Annotated in this window: 20 protein-coding genes; 5 read left to right on the top strand and 15 right to left on the bottom strand. The window is 71.4% G+C overall.

What is annotated here, in order from left to right; genetic code table 11:
• Positions 1-114: 114 nt before the first annotated feature.
• The 7 genes from dmpG to AC6JBM_RS13880 are packed head-to-tail and all read right to left on the bottom strand — an operon-like array spanning position 115 to position 7620.
• Positions 115-1128, bottom strand: a complete 1014-nt coding sequence (dmpG, locus tag AC6JBM_RS13910) for a 4-hydroxy-2-oxovalerate aldolase (protein WP_350611136.1) — start codon at positions 1126-1128, stop codon at positions 115-117.
• The gene (locus AC6JBM_RS13905) at positions 1125-2006 is read right to left on the bottom strand and encodes an acetaldehyde dehydrogenase (acetylating) (protein ID WP_497984024.1); all 882 of its coding nucleotides are present in this window, start codon (positions 2004-2006) and stop codon (positions 1125-1127) included. Before AC6JBM_RS13905 ends, dmpG begins: the two co-directional genes overlap by 4 nt.
• Positions 2003-2803 (bottom strand): 2-keto-4-pentenoate hydratase, encoded by an 801-nt coding sequence (locus AC6JBM_RS13900; protein ID WP_497984023.1) that lies wholly within the window; start codon positions 2801-2803, stop codon positions 2003-2005. The genes AC6JBM_RS13905 and AC6JBM_RS13900 overlap by 4 nt, the downstream gene beginning before the upstream one ends.
• The gene (locus tag AC6JBM_RS13895) at positions 2800-4254 is read right to left on the bottom strand and encodes a 2-hydroxymuconic semialdehyde dehydrogenase (protein WP_497984022.1); all 1455 of its coding nucleotides are present in this window, start codon (positions 4252-4254) and stop codon (positions 2800-2802) included. Before AC6JBM_RS13895 ends, AC6JBM_RS13900 begins: the two co-directional genes overlap by 4 nt.
• A complete protein-coding gene (locus AC6JBM_RS13890; RefSeq protein WP_497984021.1) occupies positions 4251-5564 on the bottom strand; it encodes an FAD-dependent oxidoreductase in 1314 nt (437 codons plus the stop codon). Before AC6JBM_RS13890 ends, AC6JBM_RS13895 begins: the two co-directional genes overlap by 4 nt.
• Positions 5561-6808: a kynureninase gene (gene kynU, locus AC6JBM_RS13885; protein WP_497984020.1), complete on the bottom strand. Its 1248-nt coding sequence runs from the start codon at positions 6806-6808 to the stop codon at positions 5561-5563. The genes AC6JBM_RS13890 and kynU overlap by 4 nt, the downstream gene beginning before the upstream one ends.
• The gene (locus tag AC6JBM_RS13880) at positions 6808-7620 is read right to left on the bottom strand and encodes a tryptophan 2,3-dioxygenase (RefSeq protein ID WP_497984019.1); all 813 of its coding nucleotides are present in this window, start codon (positions 7618-7620) and stop codon (positions 6808-6810) included. The genes kynU and AC6JBM_RS13880 overlap by 1 nt, the downstream gene beginning before the upstream one ends.
• Positions 7621-7739: 119 nt before the next feature.
• On the opposite strand from AC6JBM_RS13880, the gene AC6JBM_RS13875 reads away from it, so the two are divergent.
• Positions 7740-8171, top strand: coding sequence for an Lrp/AsnC family transcriptional regulator (locus tag AC6JBM_RS13875; protein WP_497984018.1), 432 nt, complete (start codon positions 7740-7742; stop codon positions 8169-8171).
• Positions 8172-8412: 241 nt separating this feature from the next.
• Here the strand turns inward: AC6JBM_RS13875 and AC6JBM_RS13870 are convergent, their stop codons facing one another.
• The gene (locus tag AC6JBM_RS13870; RefSeq protein WP_497984017.1) at positions 8413-9594 is read right to left on the bottom strand and encodes a beta propeller repeat protein; all 1182 of its coding nucleotides are present in this window, start codon (positions 9592-9594) and stop codon (positions 8413-8415) included.
• Between the two features lie 189 nt (positions 9595-9783).
• Between AC6JBM_RS13870 and AC6JBM_RS13865 the strand changes: the two genes are divergently transcribed.
• Positions 9784-10539: a DUF6928 family protein gene (locus AC6JBM_RS13865; protein ID WP_497984016.1), complete on the top strand. Its 756-nt coding sequence runs from the start codon at positions 9784-9786 to the stop codon at positions 10537-10539.
• 132 nt (positions 10540-10671) lie between these two features.
• Here AC6JBM_RS13865 and AC6JBM_RS13860 read toward each other — a convergent pair whose 3' ends face one another.
• Positions 10672-11544, bottom strand: coding sequence for an MFS transporter (locus tag AC6JBM_RS13860; RefSeq protein ID WP_497984015.1), 873 nt, complete (start codon positions 11542-11544; stop codon positions 10672-10674).
• Positions 11499-11762 (bottom strand): MFS transporter, encoded by a 264-nt coding sequence (locus tag AC6JBM_RS13855; RefSeq protein WP_497984014.1) that lies wholly within the window; start codon positions 11760-11762, stop codon positions 11499-11501. The genes AC6JBM_RS13860 and AC6JBM_RS13855 overlap by 46 nt, the downstream gene beginning before the upstream one ends.
• Between AC6JBM_RS13855 and AC6JBM_RS13850 the strand changes: the two genes are divergently transcribed.
• A complete protein-coding gene (locus tag AC6JBM_RS13850) occupies positions 11669-12154 on the top strand; it encodes a substrate-binding domain-containing protein (RefSeq protein WP_497984013.1) in 486 nt (161 codons plus the stop codon). The two genes, AC6JBM_RS13855 and AC6JBM_RS13850, sit on opposite strands and share 94 nt — an antisense overlap.
• 105 nt (positions 12155-12259) lie before the next feature.
• On the opposite strand, the gene AC6JBM_RS13845 is transcribed toward AC6JBM_RS13850, so the two are convergent.
• The gene (locus tag AC6JBM_RS13845; RefSeq protein ID WP_497984012.1) at positions 12260-13213 is read right to left on the bottom strand and encodes an aldo/keto reductase; all 954 of its coding nucleotides are present in this window, start codon (positions 13211-13213) and stop codon (positions 12260-12262) included.
• A 125-nt stretch (positions 13214-13338) separates the two neighbouring features.
• Here AC6JBM_RS13845 and AC6JBM_RS13840 point away from each other — a divergent pair, with 125 nt between their 5' ends.
• The gene (locus tag AC6JBM_RS13840; RefSeq protein ID WP_497984011.1) at positions 13339-14256 is read left to right on the top strand and encodes a helix-turn-helix transcriptional regulator; all 918 of its coding nucleotides are present in this window, start codon (positions 13339-13341) and stop codon (positions 14254-14256) included.
• A 56-nt stretch (positions 14257-14312) separates the two neighbouring features.
• Here AC6JBM_RS13840 and AC6JBM_RS13835 read toward each other — a convergent pair whose 3' ends face one another.
• Positions 14313-15179, bottom strand: coding sequence for an aldo/keto reductase family oxidoreductase (locus tag AC6JBM_RS13835; protein WP_497984010.1), 867 nt, complete (start codon positions 15177-15179; stop codon positions 14313-14315).
• 142 nt (positions 15180-15321) lie between these two features.
• Here AC6JBM_RS13835 and AC6JBM_RS13830 point away from each other — a divergent pair, with 142 nt between their 5' ends.
• A complete protein-coding gene (locus tag AC6JBM_RS13830; protein ID WP_497984009.1) occupies positions 15322-15765 on the top strand; it encodes a winged helix-turn-helix transcriptional regulator in 444 nt (147 codons plus the stop codon).
• Positions 15766-15820: 55 nt separating this feature from the next.
• On the opposite strand, the gene AC6JBM_RS13825 is transcribed toward AC6JBM_RS13830, so the two are convergent.
• From AC6JBM_RS13825 to AC6JBM_RS13815, 3 genes are all read right to left on the bottom strand, one after another.
• Positions 15821-16099: a hypothetical protein gene (locus AC6JBM_RS13825; protein ID WP_497984008.1), complete on the bottom strand. Its 279-nt coding sequence runs from the start codon at positions 16097-16099 to the stop codon at positions 15821-15823.
• Complete coding sequence (locus AC6JBM_RS13820; RefSeq protein WP_497984007.1) at positions 16090-22932, bottom strand: NIDO-like domain-containing protein; 6843 nt, start codon at positions 22930-22932, stop codon at positions 16090-16092. Before AC6JBM_RS13820 ends, AC6JBM_RS13825 begins: the two co-directional genes overlap by 10 nt.
• Positions 22933-23672: 740 nt before the next feature.
• Positions 23673-25247, bottom strand: a complete 1575-nt coding sequence (locus AC6JBM_RS13815; RefSeq protein WP_497984006.1) for a methyl-accepting chemotaxis protein — start codon at positions 25245-25247, stop codon at positions 23673-23675.
• Between the last annotated feature and the right edge of the window lie 52 nt (positions 25248-25299).

Below are 25299 nucleotides of genomic sequence, written 5' to 3'. Positions count from 1 at the left end.
GCCACTCCGCTTCGCTCCGTACCGCTCATGCCACCACCTCCGCAAGCTCCGGCGCCGGCCTGAGCCCACCCTGCGCTCGCCCGATCGCGGCCACTCCGCTCCGCTCCGTACCGCTCATGCCCGCTCCTTCACCAGATCGAGGGCGACGTCGACGATCATGTCCTCCTGGCCGCCGACCATCCGCCGGCGGCCCAGCTCCACCAGGATGTCCCGCACGTCCACGCCGAAGCGTTCCGAGGCCCGCTCGGCGTGGCGCAGGAAGCTCGAGTAGACCCCGGCGTAGCCCAGCGAGAGCGTCTCCCGGTCGACCCGCACGGGACGGTCCTGCAGCGGCCGCACCAGGTCCTCGGCCGCGTCCATGAGCGCGAACGTGTCGCAGCCGTGCGCCCAGCCCATCAGGTCGGCGACGGCCACGAACACCTCCAGCGGCGCGTTGCCGGCGCCGGCGCCCTGCCCGGCGAGGGAGGCGTCGACCCGCACGGTGCCGTGCTCGACGGCGACGACGCTGTTGGCGACGCCGAACGACAGGTTGTGGTGGGCGTGGATGCCGATCTGGGTGGCCGGGTCGAGCACCTGGCGGTAGGCGTCGACCCGCTCCGCGACGTCGTGCATGAGCAGCCGGCCGCCGGAGTCGGTGACGTACACGCAGTGCGCGCCGTACGACTCCATCAGCTTGGCCTGCTCGGCGAGCGCGGCCGGCGGGTTCATGTGCGACATCATCAGGAAGCCGGAGACGTCCATGCCGTTCTCCCGCGCCCAGCCGATGTGCTGGGCGGCGATGTCGGCCTCCGTGCAGTGGGTGGCGATCCGCACGCTGGTGACCCCGAGGTCCCGGGCTTGCTTGAGGTCGGCGATGGTGCCGATCCCGGGCAGCAGCAGCGTGGTCAGCCGCGCGTTGGTCATCGCCTCGGCGGCCGCCGCGATCCAGTCGGCGTCGGTGGCGGCGCCGCGGCCGTAGTTGACGCTCGACCCGGCCAGGCCGTCGCCGTGCGCGACCTCGATGGCGTCGACCCCGGCCGCGTCGAGCGCGGCGGCGATCGTGCGCACCTGCTCGACGGTGTACCGGTGCGCGATGGCGTGCATGCCGTCGCGCAGCGTGACGTCCTGGATGTACAGACGCTCGCTCATGCGGTGGCCATCCTTTCGGCGACCTGGAGCGCCGCGGAGGTCATGATGTCGAGGTTGCCGGCGTAGGCGGGCAGGTAGTGCCCCGCGCCGGAGACCTCCAGGAACACGGTCACGAGCAGCCCCTCGGGGTCGGCGGAGAACTGGACCTCCTGCTTGAGGCGGTAGCCGGGCACGTACCCGCCGACCGTCTTGACCATCGCCTCGACCGATGCGGCGATCGCGGTGCGGTCGGCGTCGCGGTCGGGGCAGACGCAGTACACGGTGTCGCGCATCAGTAGCGGCGGGTCGGCCGGGTTGAGCACGATGATGGCCTTGCCCCGGGCGGCGCCGCCGACGACCTCCAGCGCGCGGGCGGTGGTGACGGTGAACTCGTCGATGTTGGCCCGGGTGCCGGGGCCGGCCGACTTCGAGGCGATCGAGGCGACGATCTCGGCGTAGGCGACCGGGGTCACCGCCCCGACCGCGGCGACGATCGGCACGGTCGCCTGCCCGCCGCACGTCACGAGGTTGACGTTGGGCGCGGCAAGGTGCTCGTCGAGGTTGACCGGCGGCACGACGTACGGCCCGATCGCGGCCGGCGTGAGGTCGACGACCCGGCGGCCGTGCGCCTGCAGCACCTCGTTGTTGTGCCGGTGGGCCCCGGCGCTCGTCGCGTCGAAGACGATCCGCACGTCGGCGAACTCGGGCATGGCGACCAGGCCGTCGACGCCGGCCGCGGTCGTGGCGACGCCGAGCCGCCGCGCCCGGGCGAGCCCGTCGGAGTCCGGGTCGATGCCGGCCATCGCGACCATCTCCAGCGACTCGGAGAGCCGCAGTACCTTGATCATCAGGTCGGTGCCGATGTTGCCCGAGCCGATGATGGCCACGCCCACGGTCATTGCGCGCTCCCTTCGAATACTGCCCGGACCGACCCGAGCCCGGAGACCCGCGCCTCGTACACAGGCCCCGCGGCGGTCACGGGCACCGGAACCATCGGGCCGAGCGCGCCGGACAGCACGAGGTCGCCGGCCCGCAGCGGGCGGCCGGCGGCGGCCAGCGTGGTGGCCAGCCAGGCGACGGCGTGCACCGGGTTGCCCAGGCAGGCCGCACCCGCACCGACCGACACCGGCTCGCCGAGGTGCTCCACGACGGCTCCGCACAGCCGCAGGTCGACGTCGGCCAGCCGGCGCGGCGCGGTGCCGAGCACGAACATGCCGCTGGACGCGTTGTCGGCCACCGTGTCCACGATGGAGATGTCCCAGCCGGCGATCCGGGAGTCGACCACCTCGATCGCCGGCAGCAGGTGGTCGGTGGCGCGGATGACGTCGACGACGGTGACCTGCTCGTGCGGCAGGTCACGGCCGAGCACGAACGCTACCTCGACCTCGACGCGCGGCTGGAGCAGCTTGCCGGCCGGGATCGGGGCGCCGTCGGGCACGGCCATGTCGGCGTACAGGACGCCGAAGTCCGGCTGGAAGACCCCGAACGCGTTCTGCACGGCCGGCGAGGTCAGGCCGATCTTCGCGCCGACCGGCCGCCGGCCGGCCGCCTCCCAGCGCTCGGCCTGGGCCTGCTGCACGGCGTACGCCGTGGCGACGTCGCCCTCCGGCAGCACCGTCCCGCGCAGCGGCGGGATCGGGGTGCCCGTCTCGTAGGCGGCCAGCAGCGCCTCCGCCGCCTTGTGCACATCGGTCATGAGAGATCCACGCAGACGTTGGTGAGCTCGGAATAGAAGTTGAGCGAGTGGATGCCGCCCTCGCGGCCGATGCCGGAGGCCTTGACCCCGCCGAACGGGGAGCGCAGATCGCGCAGGAACCAGGTGTTGACCCAGACCAGCCCGGCGTCCAGCGCCTGGCCGGCCCGGTGCGCCCGGCCGACGTCGCGGGTCCACACCGTCGCGGCGAGGCCATAGTCGCTGTCGTTGGCCAGCGCGAAAGCCTCCTCCTCGGTGTCGAACGGCGCGACGTGGCAGACCGGCCCGAAGATCTCCTCGCGATTGGTGCGGGCGTCGGGCGGGAGGCCGACGAGCACGGTGGGCTGGACGTACGCGCCGCTGTCGCGGGCGTCGTCGAACGTCGGCACCCCGCCGCCGGTCACCACCGTGGCGCCCTCCGTGCGGGCGAGGTCGTAGTAGCCGAGCACCTTCTCGCGGTGCTGCCTGGAGATCAGCGGCATCGTGGCGGTGCCCTCGTCCTGCGGCCATCCCCAGGCCAGGGCGGAGGCCGCCTTGCCCAGCCGGGTGACGAACTCGTCGAAGACCGGCCGCTGCACGTAGAGCCGCTCGGTGCACAGGCACACCTGGCCGCCGTTGGTGAAGCTGGAGCGCACCGAGCCGGCGACGGCCGCGTCGAGGTCGGTGTCGGCGAACACCAGGCCGGCGTTCTTGCCGCCGAGCTCGAACGAGATGGCCTTCACCCCGTCGGCGGCGGCCCGCATGATCGCCGAGCCGGTCGCGGACTCGCCGGTGAACGTGATCGCGTCGACGTCCGGGTGGCGGGTGAGGAACTCCCCCGCCGAGTCCGGCCCGAACCCGTGCACGAGGTTGAACACGCCGTCGGGCACGCCGGCGGCGCTCATCACCTCGGCCAGTACCGTCGCCGAGGAGGGAGTCTCCTCCGAGGGCTTGACCACGACCGCGTTGCCGCAGGCCAGCGCCGGGGCCACCTTCCAGGTCAGCAGCAGCAGCGGCAGGTTCCACGGCACGACGATCGCGACCACGCCGACCGGCTTGCGCACCGCGTAGTTGAGGGCGCGCCCACCGGCCGGCGTGACGGTGGTGAACGACTCGTTCGGCGCCGCGGAGACGATGTCGGCGAAGGCCCGGAAGTTGGCCGCTCCGCGCGGGATGTCGAGCGTGCGGGCCTGGCTCACCGGCTTGCCGGTGTCGGCTACCTCGGCGGCGACCAGGTCGTCGAAGCGCCGCTCGAGCTCGTCGGCGATCCGGCGCAGTACGGCCGCGCGCTCCAGTTCGCCGGTGCGCCCCCACGGGCCCCGCACGGCCGCCCGCGCCGCGGCCACCGCGGCGTCCACAGTGGACCGGTCCGCCTCGCACACCTCGGTGACGCGGTTGCCGGTGACCGGGCTCAGCTTCGCGAACGTCGAACCGGTGGCGACGAACCGCCCACCGATGAAGTGCCGCAGCGTCACCGCCGCCACCCCCTGACCACGGCGGCGCCGACCGCGCCGATCGCGAGCGCGCCGAGCGCCCCGAGCGCCTGGTGCTGGCGGCGCACCCGGTCCCGCACCTGCGCGTAGGGCGTGGTGCTGAACGAGACCAGCTCGTAGCGGGAGACGTACCGGCCGGGCAGCGCGCGCTCCAGCGCGTGCTCGACCTTCTTCCCGAGCTGGAACACCGGCGAGGCCACCTTGTCCCTCATCTCCACGAAGTTGTTGAGCGCCATCGTCGCGATCGCCTCGACGTCGTCACGGCGCCGCGCATCGAACAGCGGCAGCGCGGCGGCGAAGTCGTCGCCGGACTCGTCGAGCACCCGGTCGAGCACGACGCAGTCCTCGAACCCGCAGTTGGCGCCCTGCCCGTAGAACGGCACGATCGCGTGGGCGGCGTCGCCGATCAGGCCGACCGGGCCGCCCGGCGTCGCGGCCTGCCACGGCCCGCAGCGCACCGTGCCGAGCAGGCCGACCGGGTTGAGCCGGTAGTCGTCGACCAGGTTCGGCATCAGCGGTACCACGTCCGGATAGACCGCCCGGAAATGCCGCTCGATCGCGGCCGGGCTGCCCAGCGACGCGAAGCTCGACGTGCCGCCGTTGGGCCAGAAGAGCGTGCAGGTGAACGTCCGGTCGGGGTTGGGCAGCGCGATCATCATCGACGTGCCGCGCGGCCAGATGTGCAGCGCGCCGGGGTCCATGGCGAAGTCGCCGTCCGGGCCCGCCGCGATCGTCAGCTCCTTGTAGCCGTAGTCGAGAAAGTCGACGGACTCGTCGAGCAGCCCCATGCCGAGCAGCTCGCCGCGCACCGCGCTGCCCGCGCCGTCGGCGCCGATGACGACATCGGCGCTCGCCGTCACCTCCCCGGCCGGCGTGGCGAACACCAGCGGGTCGAGCCCGGTCAGCCGGTGCTCGAAGACGATCTTCACCCCGCGGGTGGCGCCGGCCGCGTCGAGCAGCGCGTTGTTCAGCGCGCCCCGGCTGATCGAGTTGATCGCCCGCCGGCCGTCGAGGCTGTACTGCTGGAAGTCCAGGTCGCCGGCGACCGGGTGGATCATCCGCCCGCGCATCGGCAGCGCGTCCACGAGCACCCGCTCGTGCAGGCCGATCCGGCGCAGGGCGTCGATGCCCCGCTCCGACAGCGCCAGGTTGATCGACCGGCCGCGCTCCGCGCCGGTGGTGCGCGGGTCGGGGCGGCGCTCGTAGACGGTCACGGTGTGCCCGCGCCGGGCCAGGAAGCAGGCGAGCAGGCTGCCGGTGAGACCGGCCCCGACCACGGCGACGTCCGTCATGCCCCCACCTCGTGCGCGATCGCGGCGGCGGCCCGCCAGCAGTCGTGGTACGTCGAGTACAGCGGCACCGGGGCGAGCCGCACGATGTCGGGCTCGCGGCTGTCGGCGATCACCCCGTGCCGGTGCCGCAGGGTCTTGCTCAGCCCGCCGGCATCGGCGACGCGCAGCGACAGCTGGCAGCCGCGCCGCGCCGGGTCGCGCGGCGTCACCAGCTCCACGCGATCCGAGCGGATCGGGTCGAGCAGCGTCTGCAGGTATGCGGTGAGCCGCTCGCTGCGCGCCCGCAGCGCCGGCATGCCGACCGTGTCGAACAGCTCCAGGGACGTGCGCACCGGGCTCATCGCCAGGATCGGCGGGTTGGACACCTGCCACGCGTCGGCGGTCCTCGGCGGGCGGGACACCGGCGCCATCTCGAACCGCGTCGCCGGCTCGGTGCTCCACCAGCCCTCGAACCGGGGCAGGCCGCCGCCGGTGTGCCGCTCGTGCACGAACGCGCCCGCCACCGCCCCCGGCCCGCTGTTGAGGTACTTGTACGAGCACCATGCGGCGAAGTCGACGCCCCACTCGTGCAGCCGCAGCGGCACGTTGCCGGCCGCGTGCGCCAGGTCCCACCCGACGATCGCCCCGGCCGTGTGTCCGGCCGCCGTGATCCCCGGGATGTCCATCAGCTCGCCGGTGAGGTAGTTGACCCCGCCGAGCAGTACCAGCGCGATGCGGTCCCCGCGCTCGCGGATCGTCGCCAGCGGGTCGTTCGTGCGCACGACCGTGAGATCCGGGTCCAGGCCGTGGAAGGCGGCCTGGCTGCGGACCGCGTAGCTGTCCGACGGGAACGCCGTGTCCTCGACGACGATCAGCGTGCGCGCGCCGGCCGGCCGGTAGAACGACACCATCAGCAGATGCAGGTTGACGGTCAGCGAGTTCATCACCACCGTCTCGGCCGGGAGCGCGCCGACCAGCCGGGCGGCCGGCTCGCGCAGCAGCTCGTGGTAGGGCAGCCAGGGCCGCTCGGCCTCCAGGTGCCCCTCGACGCCGAGCCGGGCCCACGCGTCGAGGTCCTCGAGCAGCTCACCCCGCACGGCGCGGGGCTGCAGGCCGAGCGAGTTGCCGGCCAGGTACGCCGTGTCGGGGTAGTCGCCGCCCTCGGCCGGCGGCACGAGGAACAGCTCCCGGCGCCCGGGGTCGGCGGCGTCGAGCCGGCGCGCCTCGTCCTCTCCGGCTTCCGTGTGGTCTTGCGCGTGCACCATCAGATCACCGTCCGTGCGGACCAGAGCTCGGGGAACACTACCCGGGCCATGCTGCGGGTCAGCCAGGCCGCGCCGGAGGAGCCGCCGCTGCCGGGCTTGTTGCCCATTGTCCGCTGTACGGCGGTCAGATGCTTGTACCGCCAGTCGCCGAACGCCTCCGCGACGTCGGTCAGCGCCTCCCCGAGCACGTAGAGCGGGTTGTCGCCGCGGTCGTCGCGGTAGATCTCCACCCAGGCCTGCTCGACGGCCGGCGACGGCTCGTGCTCCTGCGCGTGGTCGCGGGTGAGCACGTCGGCCGGGATGTCGAAGCCGCGCCGGGCGAGCAGCGCGCTGACGTCGTCCCACACGCTCGGCGCCGCCAGCGCGACGCTCAGGTCGTCGTACAGGTCGGCCTGCCGCTTGAACGGGCGAATCACGGACTCGCTCTTGAGCCCCAGCAGGAACTCCAGGTGGCGGTACATCGCCGACTGGAACCCGGACGCCTCGCCGAGCTGTCCGCGGAAACGGTTGAAGTCGGACGGCGTCATCCAGCGCAGCCCGTTCCAGGCCGCGATGAGCCCGTCGAGGTGGAGTTTGATGCGCCGCAGCGTGGCGACGGCACCCCACACGTCATCCTCGCGCAGGAGCCGCTGGGTGTCGCGCAGCTCGTGCCGCGCCAGCCCGAACCACAGCTCCATCACCTGGCTGACCATGAGGAAGGACATCTCGCCGGGGTCCTTGGTCAGCGGCTGCTGGAGCGAGTGCAGCGTGCCGGCGTGGACGTACGCGTCGTATGGGACCTGATCGGGGAACTCCAGGATGAGACCACTCACCGCCCTATCGTCGTCTCGTGACCCACCTGCGCGAAATAGTGGATCAACGGTCGTTTACGCTGCTCACGTACGGGACGCAAACCGTCCAGTATGTTCGACTTTCGGAACGGAAGGTGCCCGTGGACAACATGGACTGGGCGCTGCTGCGCGAGTTGCAGGACGACGCCCGGCTGTCCTACTCCGAGCTGTCCCGCCGGGTGCACCTGTCACCCCCGGCCGTCGCCGAGCGGGTGCGCCGGCTGGAGACCGCCGGGGTGATCACCGGCTACCACGCACACGTCGACCTGACCAAGGCCGGCCGGCACGTGGTCGCCCTGATCAGGATGTCGTGCTACGGCGCGCGCTGCGTGCTGCGCGATCCCAGCGTGCTGGACTGGCCGGAGGTGATGGAGATCCACCGCGTGACCGGCGACGCGTGCTCGATCCTGAAGGTCGTGACGGCCTCGATGCAGGACTTCGAGTCGACGATCGATCGCCTGGCCCCGTACGGCCAGCCGTCGAGCACGATGGTGCTCTCGACCCCGCTGCACTGGCGCCCGCTGTCGCCCTAGTGTCCGGCCCGCTCAGCCAACTGCCAGCACGTCTTGACCTCCACGTCGGACAGCAGCCCAGCCACGAACGCCGCCGCGGCGGCGCATTCTCAACTGCTGAACGAGCACCGCACTCGCGGCTCGGCTCCAAACGGCTGAGTACGACCGGAAGCCGGCCGGGACGGTCGATGTTGCCAGCGCAAACGTCCGACGGCCACCGGGGTCTCGGTTGCCGTTCACGAGGGCCGCGATCGCGTGATCGTCAGGGCTTGCGAAGCCAGAGCGTCGTACCTCCGACGGCGGCGAACCGGCCGTCGGCGAGCTTGAGGAGCGCGGTGGGGGTGCCGTGACAGCCGAGCGGCTCTGGCCTCCACGCTGCCGATTCTCGGTGCCAGGCGGTGGCGCACTGCTCACCTGCCCCAGCCCGGCCGACCGCGTACACCTGTCCGGGCCCCAGTACCTGGATGGTCTGCAGGAGTCCGGTGCCTTTCGGTAGGGCGGCGGTGTCGGTATTCCAGATGGCGCCGTCGGCGGATGTCAGCACCTGGGCTGTACCGTCGGCCGCAGCGCCGATGGCGAGAAACAGCTCGCCGTCGTGTACGACCTCGGTGAGTTCGGTCAGGTCTGGTGATCGTCGAGTCGACCAGGTGGCTCCGCCGTCACGGCTCGACCAGACGATGGCGACTCCGCCGGCCCGCCCCACGATCACGGCCGGGCCTGTCGGTGCGCTGGCGATGCCGAGCGGCTCGGCCGTGCCGAGATCTCCCGACGGCAGGTCGCGCTCGTTCCACGAGCCGCCGGAGGAGAAGTATGCCGCCGGTTGCCTGCCGCGCTGGCCGACGGCGACGAACTCGTTGCCGATCACCCCGACGGCCGTCGGGGTGTCGTCCGTGTCGTCTGGCGGTTCCCGCAGCCGGGTCTGCTCCCAGTGACCCGGGGTGCCGCGCAGTACATCGCCCCAGGCTGAGCCGGCTGCGGTGGACGCTACGAGCGTCATCCACGTGCCGTTGCGCTCGACGGCGTCCACGACGGTGTTGCGTTCGGTGATTCCGGGTGCGGCGGACGGCAGTTCGGTCGGGTTGATCAGCTGGGTCTGATCGCATGCGCCGGTCCCGAGCCACACCCCGACATGCCGCCGGCTGCCGTCGTCGACGGCCCCGACGGCGTAGAAGCAGCCATTCGGCGCCGGCATGAGCAGTATCGCGGAGGCGGAGGCTCCGGCCGGCGCCGCGAACGCTCCGGGGATGCTGCGCCATCCGGCGACGGGGGCCTCTTGGGGCGCCTGCCTGTGACATGCGGTGGCGGCGAGCACTGCTGGGGCCACGATCAGAAGCCATCGCCCGCGCCGCACGATTCCGAGCGTACTGAACCTTCGCGGTGTCGGCGGCAGAAGCCCGGCAACGGTCTTCACCAGTCGAGGTAACCCGTCGGGCGTGATCTCCACCGGGTCGCCGTCGGATGCTGCCCAGGCCGGCTCCACACGTCGGCGCCGGATACGTGCGCCCGCCCGGACTCGAGGTGGTCGCGGAGCGCGGCGAGCGCCGGATGCGCTCCTGGGACGGCTGCCCCTTGTCGAGGCGTCGGCGGCCGGCCGTAGCCTGTGGAGACCATCCCGGCCGGAGGCGAAGGTTCGATGGGCGCGAAGACAGCACTGCTTGCTTTCACCGATGGTGACCTTCGCCCCGCCCTGCGAGGCGCGATCCGCTCGGAGCCGGCGCAGGTCATCGACCGCGTGCGCGAGCTGCACCCCGGCTACGAGGTGACGGCGATCGGTGACGGCTCGCTCGGTGACCATGCCTATCCGCCAGACGACGCGAGCTACGCGACCGTCCTGGCCGGCGCCGAGCTGTTCTGCGACCGGCGACTCATCCGCGACCGCCCGTCGCAACTGCCGGACCGCCTGCTCGAAGCCGGCGCCGGCCGGCGGATCATCATGCACGGGATGCACTCGGCCTCCGACTGGCTGTGCTTCGCCGTGTGGGACAACGGCGACCTCGTCCGCTCGCTGAGCGTCTCACCAGACGGCGGCATCGGGGAGAACATCGGCGAGCCATTCGCGTTCGAGCTGCCTTACTGGGCGGGCGCGCATCCGGTCGAGCCGACGTTTCCCGGCAGTGGCCCGTACCCGCTGCCCTTCCACCCGCTGGAGCTGGGGGAAGACGCCCTGCGCGCGTTGTTCGGCTTCATTCTCGAAGGCCGCCCCGGCCCGGACGACATCGACCCGTTCGACGTGCACCTGCACGCCTTCCGGGTCGCCGACCCATCCGGTCGAGAACAGGCCGAACGCGAGGCGCGGATGCGACAGGTACTGCAGATGATGCGACCGCCGCGGCGCTACCGCTACATGCACGACGGCTCGCTCCGCGAAATCAGCAACGACGAGGTCTGAGACCTGAATCGGGATGCCGTACAGGGCAACCGCCGTCGTCCAGGGCGGCCACGGCTGAACGGACCAAGGGCAGCCCACCCAAGCCGGCACCGGCCCCAGCCGATCAGGTCCTGGTCATGCCGCGGCCGACCGCTACCCCTTCGCGTTCTCCGGGCGGCTCCGGTGCCGACCACGGCCGCCGAGGCCGAACCACGCCGCGGCCGTGGCACAGATGACGGCAGCCAGCGCGAGAGCACCGCCGGTGCCGGTGCGGACATTGGTGTGCAGCAGAGCGCCCATCGCGGCCACGCCCGCGGTCGCGCCGAGCTGTCGTACGGCGTTGAGCAGGCCGCTCCCGGCGCCGGCGACAGCCGCCGGGGCGACGCTCAGCACCGCGGCGACCACGGCAGGCAGCACCAGCGACACACCGATCCCGACCACCAGGAGAGCAGCGGCGTGCCAGCCGTATCCGGCGGCCGACCAGGTTGCCAGTGCCAGCCCCGCGCTGCCGGCGGCGAGCAGCCCGAGTCCGCTGAGCACGGGCCGACGCGGCCCGAAGCGGCTCACCAGGCGGCTGGTCAGTGGCGGGTTGATGACGAACGGCAGTGTCAACGGCAGCAGGGCCAGACCACTGGCGGCAGCGCCCAGGTGACGGTCCTGCTGAAGCAGCAGCGGCAACACGAACAGGGTCCCGTTCAGGGTGAAGTTGACAGCCGCACCGACGAACAGGCCAGCCGGAATACCGGGGCCGGCCAGCAGCCCCCGGGGAAGCACCGGTGTACGACCGGTCCGCTCCAGCCGGGCGAACACCGCCACCGCAAGCACCGCCACCGTCGCTGCCCCGCCCGCGTGCAGCCACGATGTCGCGCCGACGGCGATCACCGCGTCAGTGCCCGCGGCCACCGCGACGCCGAGGGCGGCTTGTGCCGTCCAATGGATACGCCGGCCGGTGGCCGGGCAACACACCAGCGCACCCGAGGTCAACGCGAGCACGAGGACGGTGATCGGCACGTTGACCACGAACACCGCCGCCAGCCGGCCAGGTCGACCAGCACACCGCCGACGACCGGGCCGACGGCTACGGCGGCCCCGCTGATCGCCGCCCACGTGCCGACCGCCCTGGTACGTCGCGCCGGATCCGGATACAGCCGTGCGATCAGAGCCAGCGAAGCTCGACGCGGCCCTGCTGCTCGACACCGGCACCACCCTCGGCGAACTCGGCTTCCAACCGCCAGCCGAATCATTGAGCTTCCTCGACCTCGCCCCAGTCCCGCTGACCCTCGTCACCCAACCCGACCACCAGCTACAACGTGAACAACCCCGCCCCACGAACCTGCACGGCCAACGGCTGCTCCTCAACGCGCCGAACTGCTCGTTCGCACTGGCCGCCGATAAACTCCTCGGCCCCGGCCCCGAACGCGCCTTCGTCGGCTCGGTCGCCACCGCCCGCTCCTGGGCGGAACAGGGACTTGGCGTCGCTCTCCTACCGCGGTTCGCCATCACCGGCGCCGTCCAAAGCGGGACCCTGGCCGTCCTCGACTTCCCGCTGCCCGCGCTGACGCTGCGCCTCGTCTGGCGCACTGACCGCGAAGAGCGACCACAAGTCCGCGACCTGCTCTACGCCGCCAGCGCATAGTCCCGCACCACACGGGCCCCGAGCAACATTCTCGCCCGCGGTCGCAGCCGACCGGGGACGGGCCGAAGATGACCCGACCCCTGTACCGGCTCAGCGAAGCGCTTGCTACATCTCGTGCTCCCACCAGCCGCGCGTGTCGACGTCCGCGGCGTCCGCCAGCGCCTCCAGCTCCGCGATCTCCTCGTCGGCGAGCTCGATGCCGCGAGCTCGGACCAGCCCGTCGATGTAACTCGCCTTCGTGACGCCGATGATCGGGGTGGTCCCCTTGGCGATGGCCCAGGCGGTGGCCACGTCGGCGGCGGACGCGCCTCGGTCCCCGCCGATCGCGCGCATCCTGTCCGTCAGCACCTGGAGTTTGGGCAGGATGCCGTCGTACGCGGCCGCCCGGTTGCTGCCCGCGGGCAACGGACGGGCCGGGCCGTACCGGCCGGTCAGCGCTCCCTGCTCGAGGACCATGTAGGAAAAGAACCGCACGTCGTGCTCGCGGCAGTAGTCGAGAATGCCCGCGCGCTCGGAGCTGCGGAACAGCAGACTGTAGTGGTTCTGGACCGCCTCCACGCGAAAGCCGGCCTCGCCGAGGATCTGGTCGGCAAGAGCGATCTCCCGCATGTTGTGGTTCGAGACGCCGACATGCTTGATCTTGCCGCTCCGCAGCAGCGGAATCAGCAGCGGCGTCCAGCGGGCCACGTCGGCGGGGTTGTGGATCCAGTACCAATCCACATATTCCGTACCCAATCGGTCGAGGCTCTGCTCCAGCATCCCCGCGACCGGATCGTCGCCGTCGCCCGCGGCCTGTGGGGTGAACTTCGTCGACAGCTGGTACTCGCTGCGGGCGTAGCCCTTCAGCGCCTGAGCGAGGACCGTTTCCGAGTGACCCATGCCGTACACCACCGCGGTGTCCCACAAGGTGAACCCGTTCGCTTGCGCCTTCTCGACGACCTCGCCCAGACCGGACGCGGTCAGCCGACTGCCGAAATAGCCGTCGCCCGCCTCGCCGCTGTCCCCCCAGGCCCATGTGCCCAGCGCCACCGCCGGCATTGTCAGCGTCTTGCTCGTCATGTCCCCTACCTCCGTTACGCGTTCGACCCCAGAAGACCGCGATCGCCGCTGCCGGAGAAGGTCGCGTTTATGGGGGTACAACCTCTACCCCTCTCGCGCCGCGACCGGCGGATACCGTGAAGGACATGGACCAGCAGCCCGGACACCGCGGCGAGATCCGGGACTTCCTCGCGAGCCGACGCGCCAAAATCACCCCGGCGCAGGCCGGGCTGCCGACCAGCGCCCGTCGCCGGGTCGCCGGGCTGCGGCGCGAGGAGGTCGCCGTTCTCGCCGGCGTGAGCACAGAGTGGTACACACGGCTTGAAAAGGGTCATATCGGCGGTGTGTCCGAAGACGTCCTCGACGCGGTCGCCCGCGCCCTGCGCCTGGACGACGACGAACGCACCTACCTGTTCGACCTGGCCCAGTCATCGCGGGCCGGGAGTCGCACGCCATCGCGCCGCCGGGACGTCGAGGTCCCGCCCCGAGTCCAGTGGCTGCTCGACTCCATGACGATGTCCTCAGCGTTCGTGCGCAACGGCCGCACGGACGTCATCGCCAGCAACCTTCTGGCCCGAGCCCTGTACGCGCCGATGTTCGACAGCGCCACCATCGACAAGCGCGGCCGCCCCAACATCGCCCGCTACATCTTTCTCGACCCCGGCGCGCACGACTTCTTCGTCGACTGGGACGCCGCCGGCAACGCCACCGCCGCCCTGCTGCGCGCCGAGGCCGCTCGCGAGCCCCGCGACCGGGCGCTGCGCGACCTCATCGGCGAGCTGTCCACCCTCAGCCCCGAGTTCCGCGACCAATGGGCCGCGCACGACGTCCTGATCCGCCACGACGGCATCAAACGACTCCAGCACCCCGAGGTCGGCCACCTGGAGCTGACCTTCCAGCACCTCGACCTGCCCCTGTCCAGCCGAGCCGTGCACAACCTGATCATCTACACCGCCGAACCCGGCACCGCGTCCGAAGACCGGCTCAAAGTCCTCGCCAGCTGGTCGGCCACCCCAGCTCGGGCCGCAGACCCTCTTGATCAGCGCGGCGCTGCGGCCTCATGAGCTACGGCGACAATGCCCCTGCCGGCCTCGTCTGACCGGGCCGAGGGCCTGTTTCGCTAGCGACCGATGTTGTCCAGCTCGGCGTGGTCGTTGTCGGAGAGGGAGAGGCCCGCGCCCGCGATGTTCTCGCGCAGGTGTGTCGTGGACGAGGTGCCGGGGATCAGCAGGATGTTCGGCGAGCGCTGCAGCAGCCACGCCAGGGCGATGGACATCGGTGTCGCCTCCAGCCGGGCGGCCACGGTCGAGAGCGCCGAGGACTGCAGCGGGCTGAAGCCGCCGAGCGGGAAGAACGGCACGTAGGCGATGCCCTGCTCGGCGAGCGTGTCGATCAGCTCGTCGTCCTGGCGGTGTGCGAGGTTGTACATGTTCTGCACGCACACGATCGACGCGATCGTCTGCGCCTCAGCGACCTGTTCCGGCGTCGCATTGCTCAGGCCGAGGTGCCGGATCAGGCCCTGCTGCTGGAGTTCGACGAGCGTCTCGAGCGCCTCGGCGACCGAACCGGGCTGGGGCCCCTCGGCATTGCCCAGCCGGAGGTTGACCAGGTCGAGCACGTCGAGACCGAGGTTCTCGAGGTTCTCGTGCACAGCCCGGCGCAGGCTCTCCGGGTCACGGGCCGCAGGCCAGCCGCCCTGCTGGTCGCGGATCGCGCCGACCTTGGTCACGATGTGCAGCGACTCCGGGTACGGGTGCAGCGCCTCCCGGATCAGCTGGTTGGTGACATGCGGCCCGTAGGCGTCGGCGGTGTCGATATGGGTGATGCCGAGCTCGACGGCCTCGCGGAGGACGGCGAGTGCGCCGTCGCGGTCGGCCGGCGGTCCCATGACCCAGGGGCCGGCGAGCTGCATGGCGCCGTAGCCGAACCGGGTGACGGTCAGGTCTCCCAGCGTCCAGGTGCCGCCGGGAAGGGAAGTGGAGGCCATGCTCATACCTCTGTCTGTTCGTGTCGCGCTGAGCGGTTCGGTGCATCGCGGGATGCCTGCTTCACTATCAGGGGGTAACTTCCCTGCGGGAAGTAGGCACCTAGAGGTTCGTAACGCACCCAGCGGTGGAAGGAGCGGTTGGATGGCAACGACGACAGCGGCGCAGAAGAGGGCACAGGCCAAGGTGGAATATGACGCTTTCCTGGCGCAATGTCCCAGTCGCCAACTGCTCGACCAAATCGCGGACAAGTGGGTCACGTTGGTGCTGGCCGCGCTGCGCAGCGACGGCTCGCATCAGTTCGGCGCCGACTGCGCCGGTGAACCCCGGCCGATGCGGTACTCGGAGCTGTCACGCCTGCTGGCCGGCGTCAGTCAGAAGATGCTGACGCAGACGCTGCGCTCCCTGGAACGCGACGGTCTGATCACCCGCACTGTGACGCCGACCGTGCCCGTCACGGTCACCTACGAGCTGACCGACCTCGGCCTCTCCCTGCACCAGATGATGCGCGGCTTGAAGGCCTGGGCCGAAACGCACATGGACGACGTGCTCGCCAACCGCGCGACGTACGACAACCACGTCGCCTGAACCCGGCAGACAGGGCCCGAGGACGGATCCTCGGGCCCGTTCTCGCTCCGCCCGGTCAGCTCGGACCGGGCACGTCGGCGCGGTGCCGGCGCCGATCAAGCCACCGCAGCCCGATCGTCGCGCCGATCAGCACCGGGGCCGCAAGCAGTGCCCAGGTGACGCCTCGCACGATGGCGGCGTACGTGACGCCCGCGAGGGCAACGTACGACGCCTCGGCGGCGGCGATCAGTCGACGGCCCGCGCGGAGCGCGACCGCGGCCCCGATCAGGGCGACGATCGCCGTGAGCGCCAGGACGACGGACAGCGCCACGGCCGGCCAGCCGGTCACCACCATTTGCTGCTGCCCTTCCACAGGCCGTAGGCGATCCCGATGCCCCGGCCGATCCCGTTGCCGATCGATCCGCCGGCCAGGATACCGATGCCGCAGTACCGCCAGTCATGGCCTCTGCCGCAGCTCAGCGACGCCCCGAAGCCCATGCCGATCGTGGTGCCGACGTTGCCGAATTTGCCCGAGTAGTAGATCGCGCCGCGGACCCGGCTGTAGGCCCACTTGGCCGCCTTCCACACCTTCGCCGCCCCGATGATGGCCCCGCGGAATACGGCGTTGTTCGCCGACCGCCAGATGCTGCCGAGGCGGCTGGCGACCTTGTTGCCGACATTCTGCAGCGGCCGCCGCCAGTCCGGCCATCCCCATCGTCGCGGCTTGTTCTCCTTGCCGTCGAGGTCCGAGCCGTTGAGCGGGTCGGCGCAGGTGTAGTCGTACGCGCCGCAGCTGCCGCCGTAGACCGGGTCCACCGACAGGAACCGGCCGACCGTAGGCAGGTAGAGGCGAACGCCCATCAGGACCAGGCCGGACGGGGTGTCCGCGGCCCGCTGCTCCGCACCGAGCCAGCCGTAGCGGCGGGCGCCGGTGTCGGCGGCGTTGCGCTGGCCGCCGAACTCGGTCGAGCCGCCCGCCGTGCTCAGCCCGGAGTCTGTGTTGTGCACGGTGGCCACGACGTCGCCGTGCAGGTTGGACAGCTGCCAGTCCGTGTCGGTGACGCCGAACGTGGTAGTGATCGCCGCCATGCCATCGACTCCGGCCACGACCCGCGTCCACTCACCACCCGCCTCGTCCGTCCACTTGGGACGGTCGTCGTCGGACGCGTAGTGGTTGGTCTTCGTGGTGGTCGTGGTGCCGTCGGAGTCTGTCCAGCCGCGCACGCGCTCGCCGCCGACGTCGAGCGTGTAGGTCGTCGTCCGGCCGCCCTGGGTGAGCGTGCGGACCAGGTCGGTGACGTGGTATCCGGCGGTCAGGTTTCCGCCGCCCGGGTTGCTCGTGTCGGCGGCCGGCACGGTGCTCGCGCGGCCGAGGACGTCGTAGCCGTAGCCGGCGCTGGTGAGCCGGTCCGCGGTGTCGTAGGTCCAGCTCTTCGTGGTCGCCGCGGTCGTGGTCTGGCAGGCGCCGCCCGTGCCGGGGTTGTAGGTCGCCGTGGACGTGCGGCCGGTGGCGGTGTTGTAGCCGTACACGCGGGTCGTGCACGCATTGCTCACCGTGTCGTTCACTGTGGTCAGGCGGCCCGCGTTGTCGTAGAGGTACCGCTGGCTGGACAGGCTGGAGCTGTTCTCGCGCTGCTGGCCGTGGGCCGACGAGCGGACAGTCTCGCTGTAGAGGGTGCAGTCGGACTGGCCGCAGCCCGGCTTGGTGTAGGTGATCGAGCGTTCGTCGCCGACCTCGTCGTAGCCGGTGGTGACGACGATGCCGTTCGGCCACGTCTGCCCGGTCAGGCGGCCGTCGGCGTCGTAGGTGCCGGCGAACGTCCCCGCCTGGGCGTCGGCGACGCCGGTCGCCAGGCCGCGGCGCTCGCTGCCGCCGTCGTAGGTGTACGTGCGGGTCGCCTTGCCGTCGTTGACCGTTGCCGGCCGGCTCAGCAGGTCGTAGGTGGTGGTGGAGGCGTTGCCGTCGGCATCGGTGTAGGCGGTCGCCCGGCCCAGGGTGTCGTAGGCGCGCACGTTCTCGGCCGTGACGTTGTTCGAGCCGTCGAGCGTCTGCGTCCGCGTGTGGCGGCCCGTCGCCGGGTCGTACACGTTGCGCCGGATCGGCACGGCCTGCCCGGTGCCGGTGGCGCCGGTGACGGCGACGGTGAGCTGCCGGCCGGCGGTGTCGTAGGTGGTCGTGGTCGTGCGCTGCGGGCCGGCCGAGGTCTTCTCGACGACGGTGCGCGGGTTGTTGTACATGTCGTAGGTCGTCGCGGCGACGGGCAGCTCGGGTCCGGAGCCCGCCTGGCCGCCGGGCTGCACCCGGCAGACGAGGTTGGCCCACTCCGGCCGGTTGTCGCACTCGGTCTGCCCGGAGCCGGTGCCGGCGCGGTAGTACACCGTGTTGCGGGTCGCCGGGGTGTTGGTCGTGGTGCCGCCGGCCGGCGCGGTCGTCGACGTGAGCAGGCCGGTGTTCGGGTCGTAGGCCTTGCGGGTGGCCAGCGCCAGGCCGCCGGCGTCGAGCGTCTCGACTGTCGGCTGGCGCAGCGCCCAGTCGTAGGCGGTCGTGGTGGTCCGCGCGTCGGCGTCGGTGCCGGTGCCGCCGGAGCTGGTGTAGCGGGCCGTGGTGGTGCTGGAGGTCAGCAGGCGGTACGGGCCGCCGGTGTTCGGTGCGCCCTGGTCGTAGACGTTGACGGTGTGGTTGCGGCCGCGGACCACGGCACCGCTGTTCAGCACGACGTCGTGCTCGGGGCCGAAGGTCTCGCGCAGTTCCTGGCCGTCGGCGGAGTACACATTGACGGTCGAAAGCCGCTCGGCGAGCGCCGCCTCGACGGCCGCGGCGTCCGATGCCGATGCGTCCAGGGCCCGGGCGCGGTTGCCGGCGCTCAGCGTGCGCACCGTGTTGCCGAAGGCGTCGTACCACGTGGTGGTGGTGTGCCCGCCCGGCCGGGTCTCGTCGACGGTGCGCCCGTTGGCATCGAGGTAGGTGATGGTGGCGCGGTCGTAGGAGCCCGGCATCGTCCCGGTGGCCTGGTTGCCGGTCGGCACCTCGGCCGGGGTGAACACCGCGGTCGCGTCCACCGGAGCCTCGGCCTGGCCCCAGCGCGCGGTCTGCGCGGCGGACAGGTCGAACGGCGCGCCGGAACCGCTGATCGGTACCTTGTACACGACGGTGTGCCGGGCGGTGCCGGCCGTCAGCGCGGAGCGACTCGCCTGGGCGAAGCGGCCCTTGCCGGGGTCGCCGGGCACGGTGGTGTACGTGAGCTGCCAGGGCTCCTCGCCGCCGGAGGGCGCGACGGTGGTGATGACGCCGTCGGTGTCGTAGGTGTAGGTGTCGGCGAGGTGGCGTACCACGGCCGGCACCACCGACGTGTCGGTCCAGTCCAGCCGCGGGTCCCAGGCGGCGCGCAGCCGGCCGGTGTTGTCGTAGCTGTAGCGGGCCATGACGACGGTGCGCATCGCGGCCGGTGCGGCATCGGGATCCCAGGCGGTGAAGGAGATCTGGGTGACCCGGCCGGCGTAGTCGCCCCACTGAGCCGACCCGGTGCCGGTGGCGGTGGTGCTGGTCGCGTAGCTGAAGTCCAGCGCTCGGCAGCCCTTCACCAGGGTGCCGCACGTGACCCCGGTCGGCACCGGCGCGAGCGTCCTCGTCGGACGGATCACCTCGGCGCCGGCGATGGTGACCTTCTCCCAGCCGATACTGGTCGTCTGCCCGGAGCCCGGCAGGGTGACCGAGGTCGGGTTGTAGGTCCCCGACGACGATCCGGCGATCCGGGTGAAGAGCACGACGTTGCCGTCGTAGTCCCTCAGGGTGTACGTGTCCCCGGTGCTCGCGTAGCTCAGGGCGAGCTGTTCGAGCCCGGTCTCGGAGTCGTATGTCTTCGCCGACGCCGACGTGGTCTTCTCGGTGAAGCCGAGCGTGTCGCCGCCGGGCAGGCCGACCTGGACGAGCGAGCCGGTGACGGTCAGGTTGGTGTAGGGCGCCTCGGCCTCGGTGACGACGACGCCCGAGACCCAGCCGGGCCCGAACATGCCGGCCTTGTCGACGGCGGCCGGGCGGCGGGTGTTGAACGACCGCGTGACGGTCAGGTCCGAGCCGTAGGAGTCGACGGAGACGTCGGTGTCGCTCAGCGTGTAGTTTCCCGTGAGCAGGTTGACCGTGCCCGGGCCGACCGAGCCGGTCGCGGCGGTCGCCTGGTTGCGGTCGTAGCTGATCTTGACCGGAGCGGATGCGCCACCGGCGAAGAGGGCCCGGACCTGCAGCGGGCCGTCGAGCGGGTCGGGCCCGGCCTCGGCGTCGTTGACGGTCGTGTCGAGGCTCCAATTGAGCTTCGGGAACTGCCCGCCGGACTTCGCCAGCGGCCAGGTGACGGCGCCGCCGCCGGCCGCCAGCGTGACGTCGGCGGCCGGGATGCTCTGCCAGGTGTCCGTGTCGGCGCGCCGCCACTGATAGGTGACGCCGGTCGTGGCCGGGCTCGCGGCCGCGGTGAGGGCGACCTTGCCGGCGCTCACGTCGCCGGCCCTGGGCGAGGTGAGACCGCCGTGGCCGACGTTGAACTGGTACGCCTTGATCGGCGACTGGTTCCCGGCCCGGTCCTGGGAGCGCACGTAGAGGGTGTGCGGCCCGTCGGAGTCGGGGGTGATCGAGACCGTGGCGTTACCGCCGACCGCGGCCGCGTTCACGACGGTCGCCGGCGGGTTCGTGTCGACGCCGTACTGGTACGAGGCAACGTCGGCCACGCCGCCCGGCGTGAACGTGAAGCTCGCCGCGGTGCCGGCCGACGCGGGCGGGGTGCCGGCGTCGTAGGTGAAGACGACCTGGGTGTTGTTGGCCAGGCTCGGCGTCAGGTAGGAGTACTGCGTCGCCGCGGTACCGGTGGCGTTCTCGACACCCACGAGGGCGAGCGAGCCCTTCTCAGGGTCATCGGTGTCGATGCCCGTGTAGTTGGTCCGCACCGTGGTGCTGCCCTCGGTGAGGACGATCTCGGCGCTCTCCCGGTTGTTCTGGTTCGCGTAGTGCTTGAAGTTGTTCCACTCCACGATGAAGGTGCGGTTGGGCGCGGTACCGAGGGTGGCGGTGCGCATGCTGCCCGAGCCGTCGATCCAGATGTCCTGGCCGAACGCGTAGATGGCACCGTTCGGGTCGGCCGCGTTCGGCAGCGCGGAGAAGTCGTCCGGGTGGGAGCGGCTTGGGTTCACGAACGACATGACGCCGTTGGTGTCGACCCAGGCCGTGGTGTAGGTCTGGCCGTAGAACGTGACCGGGAACGGCAGGGTGACCTGCTCGACGTTGTCGTCGCCGGTCAGGGCCAGCACCGTGGTGCCTGGCACGAACGCGGCGCTCGCGGTGCTGGTCGTATAGCCGGTGACCGACCCGGTCCAGGTGTTCTCCGGAAACGTGGCCGACGAGACGCCGGGCTGTGTGCCGGGCTCGGTGGTGTCGACAGTGAATTCGCAGAATCCGGTGTACGGCCCGCTCGTCCCGCCGTCGGTACCCCTGACCTGCCAGCTGTACGTCCCGCCGTTCGTGAACGCCCCCGCCGGGACGGTAACCTCGAAGGTCGAGCCCGACGCCTGCGGGCCCACCGTGCCTGAGCCGATCTTCGAACCGCCCGTGGTCCACCAGTCGAACGTCGCCGACACCGGCGAGCCCTCCGGATCGGTCACCTGCGCCCGCAGCTTCGGCTGCAGTTTGTTGACGAAGGGGCGGCCACTGCCGGTGGCGCATTGGGTCGAAGGCTCGGTCTGCTGCGAGGTGACCTGCGGTACGGCGTTGAAGTTGACGACGGCGTTCGGCGGGTTGCTGCCCTCCGAGGACGAGAGGCGCTTCCATCCGTTGTGGTTGGACTCGTTCGCGGCCCACAGACCCATGCCGGTCGTCGCCCAGCCGGAGTTGGCCGCTTCCTGGAAGAAGCCCGGGATGCTGGCCGAGACCCAGCCGTCGTTGCAGGAGGAGTTGTACCCCTTGGTCTGCGTCGAGGAGCCCTGGAGGCTGATCAGCGGCGGCTGGGACGTCCAGCGGGTCGAGCTGTTCGGCCCCCACGTGGTGTAGACGTTCCACTGCGCGGCGGTGCAGGACCAGGAGTGGGTCTCCCACAGGTTCAGCGTCGCCGAGTTGACGACCGCGCCGGTGAGGAACGAGGTGTCCCAGTTGAGGTACGACCGGGCCGTCCACGAGCCGCCGTCGTCGGAGTAGCCGAGCTTGAGCTCGGTGCTGCCGGACTGGTCGGTGGTGTAGCCGGTCTGCACGAACGTATCGAACAGCAGCGTCACCGACGGGTCGATGGTGACGGGGAACGTCAGGTCCTTCATCGCCATGAGGGCCGGGTCCGGCGTGAGGTCGAGCGTCAGGTTCGGGCCGCGCTGGCTCGCATCGAGCCCGACGGCACCGACGTGCAGCGGCTCGAGGGAGTGCTCGCCGATCGCGGCGTCCCACATCGTCGGCTGCGGGATGCGGCCGGCCTCCCGGCCCGTCTTGTCCTTGAACACCAGACCGCCGTGACCGTCGGAGACCGCGGTCAGCCCCGGCGAGCGGAACCGCAGCCGCAGCTTGCCCGAGCGGGCCAGGGCCTCGCGGGTCTTGACGACGTAGTACTGCTCGTAGCCGCCACGGGTCGACTCGATGACCAGGTCGACGCCGTCGGTCACGTCGGCGTACGTCGCCTTGGTGCCCTCGATCCGCGGCCTCGGCAGGCGGCCCTGCCACAGGAGCCCGACCGCGTCGTCGCCGCTGCCGAGCCGGACGACCTCGTGCTCACCGTCACCGGCGGCACCCGCCAGCTTCAGGCCGCGTGGGTGCGCCTTCGCCGAGACGCCGCCGTCGCCGTCCGCCTGCAGCGCCGGGTCGACGGTCTTCCAGCCGCCCTTGCCGTCGCGCATCCGGACGGGCCCGGTGCTCTGCTCCGCTGTCAGCGACCCGTCCGGGTTCGCCCACAACTGCAATGTCTCCGACTTCTCGCCGGTCACCTCGACCTTCGCACCGCACAAGCGGGCGGCGGAGACGGCCGAGGGGCGGTCGGGCCGGCCGGCCGGGCACGCCGGCTTGGCGGGCGGGGCGGCCTCGGCCGGTGCCGGCGGGGTCACGGCGCCGAGCAGGGTGACTGCCAGCGCCAGCGCCATTGCGCAGCGCAGCAGACGGCCGGGGCGTCGTTCGAGGTGTCCGGCGAAAGCGATCAGCGAGCTGCCGCGCCGCCAATAGGCACGATTCATCCAAGGGCCTCTTTCCCCCGTGCGGTCCTGTTGGGCGGAACGGTACGGAGACAGTTCAACGCCGGTCAATCAGTCGCACGAGAGCGGCATCACCCGCGGCGAACCTCAAATACGGCCCGCCAGCACGGACCATGACGCACAGTAGCGAGCCACCGGTCCACGATGTGCACCAACAGACTTTCACCATATTTCGCACACGGGACGAAGTGGCGGCGATGCTCCCACAACACCGCGCTTCGCCGATCGTCCGGGCACGTCGCCGACGCCATCCGCCGCGGCAACCAGACAGCGTCCATAGGCGGTGACCAGCACACGGTTACCGCTGGTAATGGGACCTAAAATGCCCGGAATCGTTGTTCGCGAGCCATTCAAATGACGTTTCCGGGACTGGGAACCGGGTTGTTCCACCCGATTTCCGAGACCGTTTTCGCGCTTACCACCCATTGCGGTGTAATCTCCCCTCCGCTCCGGGCCTCGCGCGACGCTGTGCCGTGCGTCGCGGACAGCTCCCGCCGGAGGTGTGAGAACGGCTCGGTGGCGGCTCGGGGGGGGATCTACCCGGCCGGTCACCTCGGCCGGCCACGCCAGCACGGGCACTCCGCGAGTTCGCCGGCGAGCGCCGCGAAGCGGGTCACCCGTGTGGCCGCAGGTCGACCTTTCGCCGGGCGCCGGGAGCGGCGCGAGGACCAGCGGGCGGGCTGGTGGTGCGGGGCAGCCCGGTTCGTACCGGTCGCCGCGCGTCAGTATCGGAAGCGGGACACCAGCGCCTGCATGCGGGCCGACATGCCGGCCAGGTCATCGGCGGCCTGGCGGGTGTCGCCGACGGTGTCGGTGGTCCGCAGGGTCGCCTCCGAGACGCTGGCGATGGTCGCGGCGATGCCGCTCGCGCCGCCGGCGGCACGCGACAGCGTGCGGCTCATTTCGTCGGTGGTCGCCGACTGCTCCTCGACCGCGGACGCGATGGTGACCTGGATGTCGTTGATGCGCTCGATGATCGCGGAGATCTCGCCGATGGCCGTCACCGCGCTGGTGGTGTCGGACTGGATGGTCCCGACCCGGGCGACGATGTCCTCGGTGGCCTTGGCGGTCTCCTGCGCGAGGTCCTTGACCTCGCTGGCGACGACGGCGAAGCCCTTGCCGGCCTCGCCGGCCCGGGCGGCCTCGATGGTCGCGTTGAGCGCGAGCAGGTTGGTCTGCTCGGCGATCGCGGTGATGACCTTGACCACGGTCGCGATCTCCGTCGAGGACTCGCCGAGCCGGGCGACGGTCGTGCTGGTGGTGTCGGCGACCTGGACGGCCTCGGCGATGACGGTGGTGGCCTCCGAGGTGGAGCGGCTGATCTCGCGGATCGAGGCGCCCATCTGCGCCGAGCCGGCCGACACGATCTGCAGGTCGCCGGAGACCTCACCGGCCGCGGCGGCGACGTGCGAAGCCTCCGTGGACGCCTGCCCGGCGGTGGTGTCGACCGCCTGCGACACGGACGTGAGCCGCTGCGCCGACTGCTGCAGGGTGGCGGCGTTGCCGGCCAGCTCCAGAACGTCCTCACGCAGCCGCGAGATGCCCCGGTCCAGGGAGACGGCCATCCGGCCGACCTCGTCCTGCGCGAGCACGCCGGAGGTGCGGGTGAGATCGCCCTCGGCCAGCCCGTCGGCGACGTGCAGCACCCGGTCGAGTGCGCGGCGGGCCCGGCGTACGACCGCGAATCCGATCGCCAGGCTGAGCGCGATGCCGACGGCGAGTACGACGGCGATGATCCGGGTTTCGGTCGCCGCGCGGTCGCTTGCGACCTTGATGCTCGCCTCGGCCTGGGCCCGCGCGGCGTCCTGCAGCGCGGTCTGGTCCGCACCGAGCGCGGCATAGATGGTGTCGTACTGCTGGACCGCGGCCGCCAACTCCGCCGGGGTGGCCTTGGTCCGGTCAACCGCGATGAAGTCCGTGTAGGCCTTCCAATCCTGACGCGCCTTCGCCACGCCGCCGGGCCCGCCGGGCGCCCCGGCCAGGCTGGTCTCCAAGCTGGCCAAAGACTCCTCGACGGCGCGCCGATTGGCGTCCAGGTTCTGGTTGAGCCGATCGGTCAGAGTCGGGTACAGCCGCAGCGCCGAGATGTTGCCGCTGAACGCCTCGATGTTCTTGGCGAACGTCCCGGCCGCGGCGAGCGAGACGACACTCGTGCGCTGCGCCTCCGCCGCGCCCCGCTGCGTCGACCGGACGCTGGCGATGGCCAGCCCTCCGACGATCACCCCGCTGGCCGCGGCGACCAGGATCGCCGCCGTGACCTTCGTGCCCAGCGAGCGATTGTCGAACGCACCACCCATCGAGCTCCGCCCCATCGCCCTGCCTCCGGTCGCCAGCGCATCAGTAGCCGTC

The sequence above is a fragment of the Dactylosporangium thailandense genome, assembly GCF_059739745.1.
This window is presented reverse-complemented; position numbering and strand designations above follow the sequence as displayed.

Bases quoted from the DNA above. Each gene is read 5' to 3' on its own strand.
- dmpG (WP_350611136.1), bottom strand. From the start codon at position 1,128: ATGAGCGAGCGTCTGTACATCCAGGACGTCACGCTGCGCGACGGCATG.
- AC6JBM_RS13905 (WP_497984024.1), bottom strand. From the start codon at position 2,006: ATGACCGTGGGCGTGGCCATCATCGGCTCGGGCAACATCGGCACCGAC.
- AC6JBM_RS13900 (WP_497984023.1), bottom strand. From the start codon at position 2,803: ATGACCGATGTGCACAAGGCGGCGGAGGCGCTGCTGGCCGCCTACGAG.
- AC6JBM_RS13890 (WP_497984021.1), bottom strand. From the start codon at position 5,564: ATGACGGACGTCGCCGTGGTCGGGGCCGGTCTCACCGGCAGCCTGCTC.
- kynU (WP_497984020.1), bottom strand. From the start codon at position 6,808: ATGGTGCACGCGCAAGACCACACGGAAGCCGGAGAGGACGAGGCGCGC.
- AC6JBM_RS13865 (WP_497984016.1), top strand. From the start codon at position 9,784: ATGGGCGCGAAGACAGCACTGCTTGCTTTCACCGATGGTGACCTTCGC.
- AC6JBM_RS13855 (WP_497984014.1), bottom strand. From the start codon at position 11,762: ATGATTCGGCTGGCGGTTGGAAGCCGAGTTCGCCGAGGGTGGTGCCGG.
- AC6JBM_RS13845 (WP_497984012.1), bottom strand. From the start codon at position 13,213: ATGACGAGCAAGACGCTGACAATGCCGGCGGTGGCGCTGGGCACATGG.
- AC6JBM_RS13840 (WP_497984011.1), top strand. From the start codon at position 13,339: ATGGACCAGCAGCCCGGACACCGCGGCGAGATCCGGGACTTCCTCGCG.
- AC6JBM_RS13835 (WP_497984010.1), bottom strand. From the start codon at position 15,179: ATGGCCTCCACTTCCCTTCCCGGCGGCACCTGGACGCTGGGAGACCTG.
- AC6JBM_RS13830 (WP_497984009.1), top strand. From the start codon at position 15,322: ATGGCAACGACGACAGCGGCGCAGAAGAGGGCACAGGCCAAGGTGGAA.
- AC6JBM_RS13825 (WP_497984008.1), bottom strand. From the start codon at position 16,099: ATGGTGGTGACCGGCTGGCCGGCCGTGGCGCTGTCCGTCGTCCTGGCG.
- AC6JBM_RS13820 (WP_497984007.1), bottom strand. From the start codon at position 22,932: ATGAATCGTGCCTATTGGCGGCGCGGCAGCTCGCTGATCGCTTTCGCC.
- AC6JBM_RS13815 (WP_497984006.1), bottom strand. From the start codon at position 25,247: ATGGGTGGTGCGTTCGACAATCGCTCGCTGGGCACGAAGGTCACGGCG.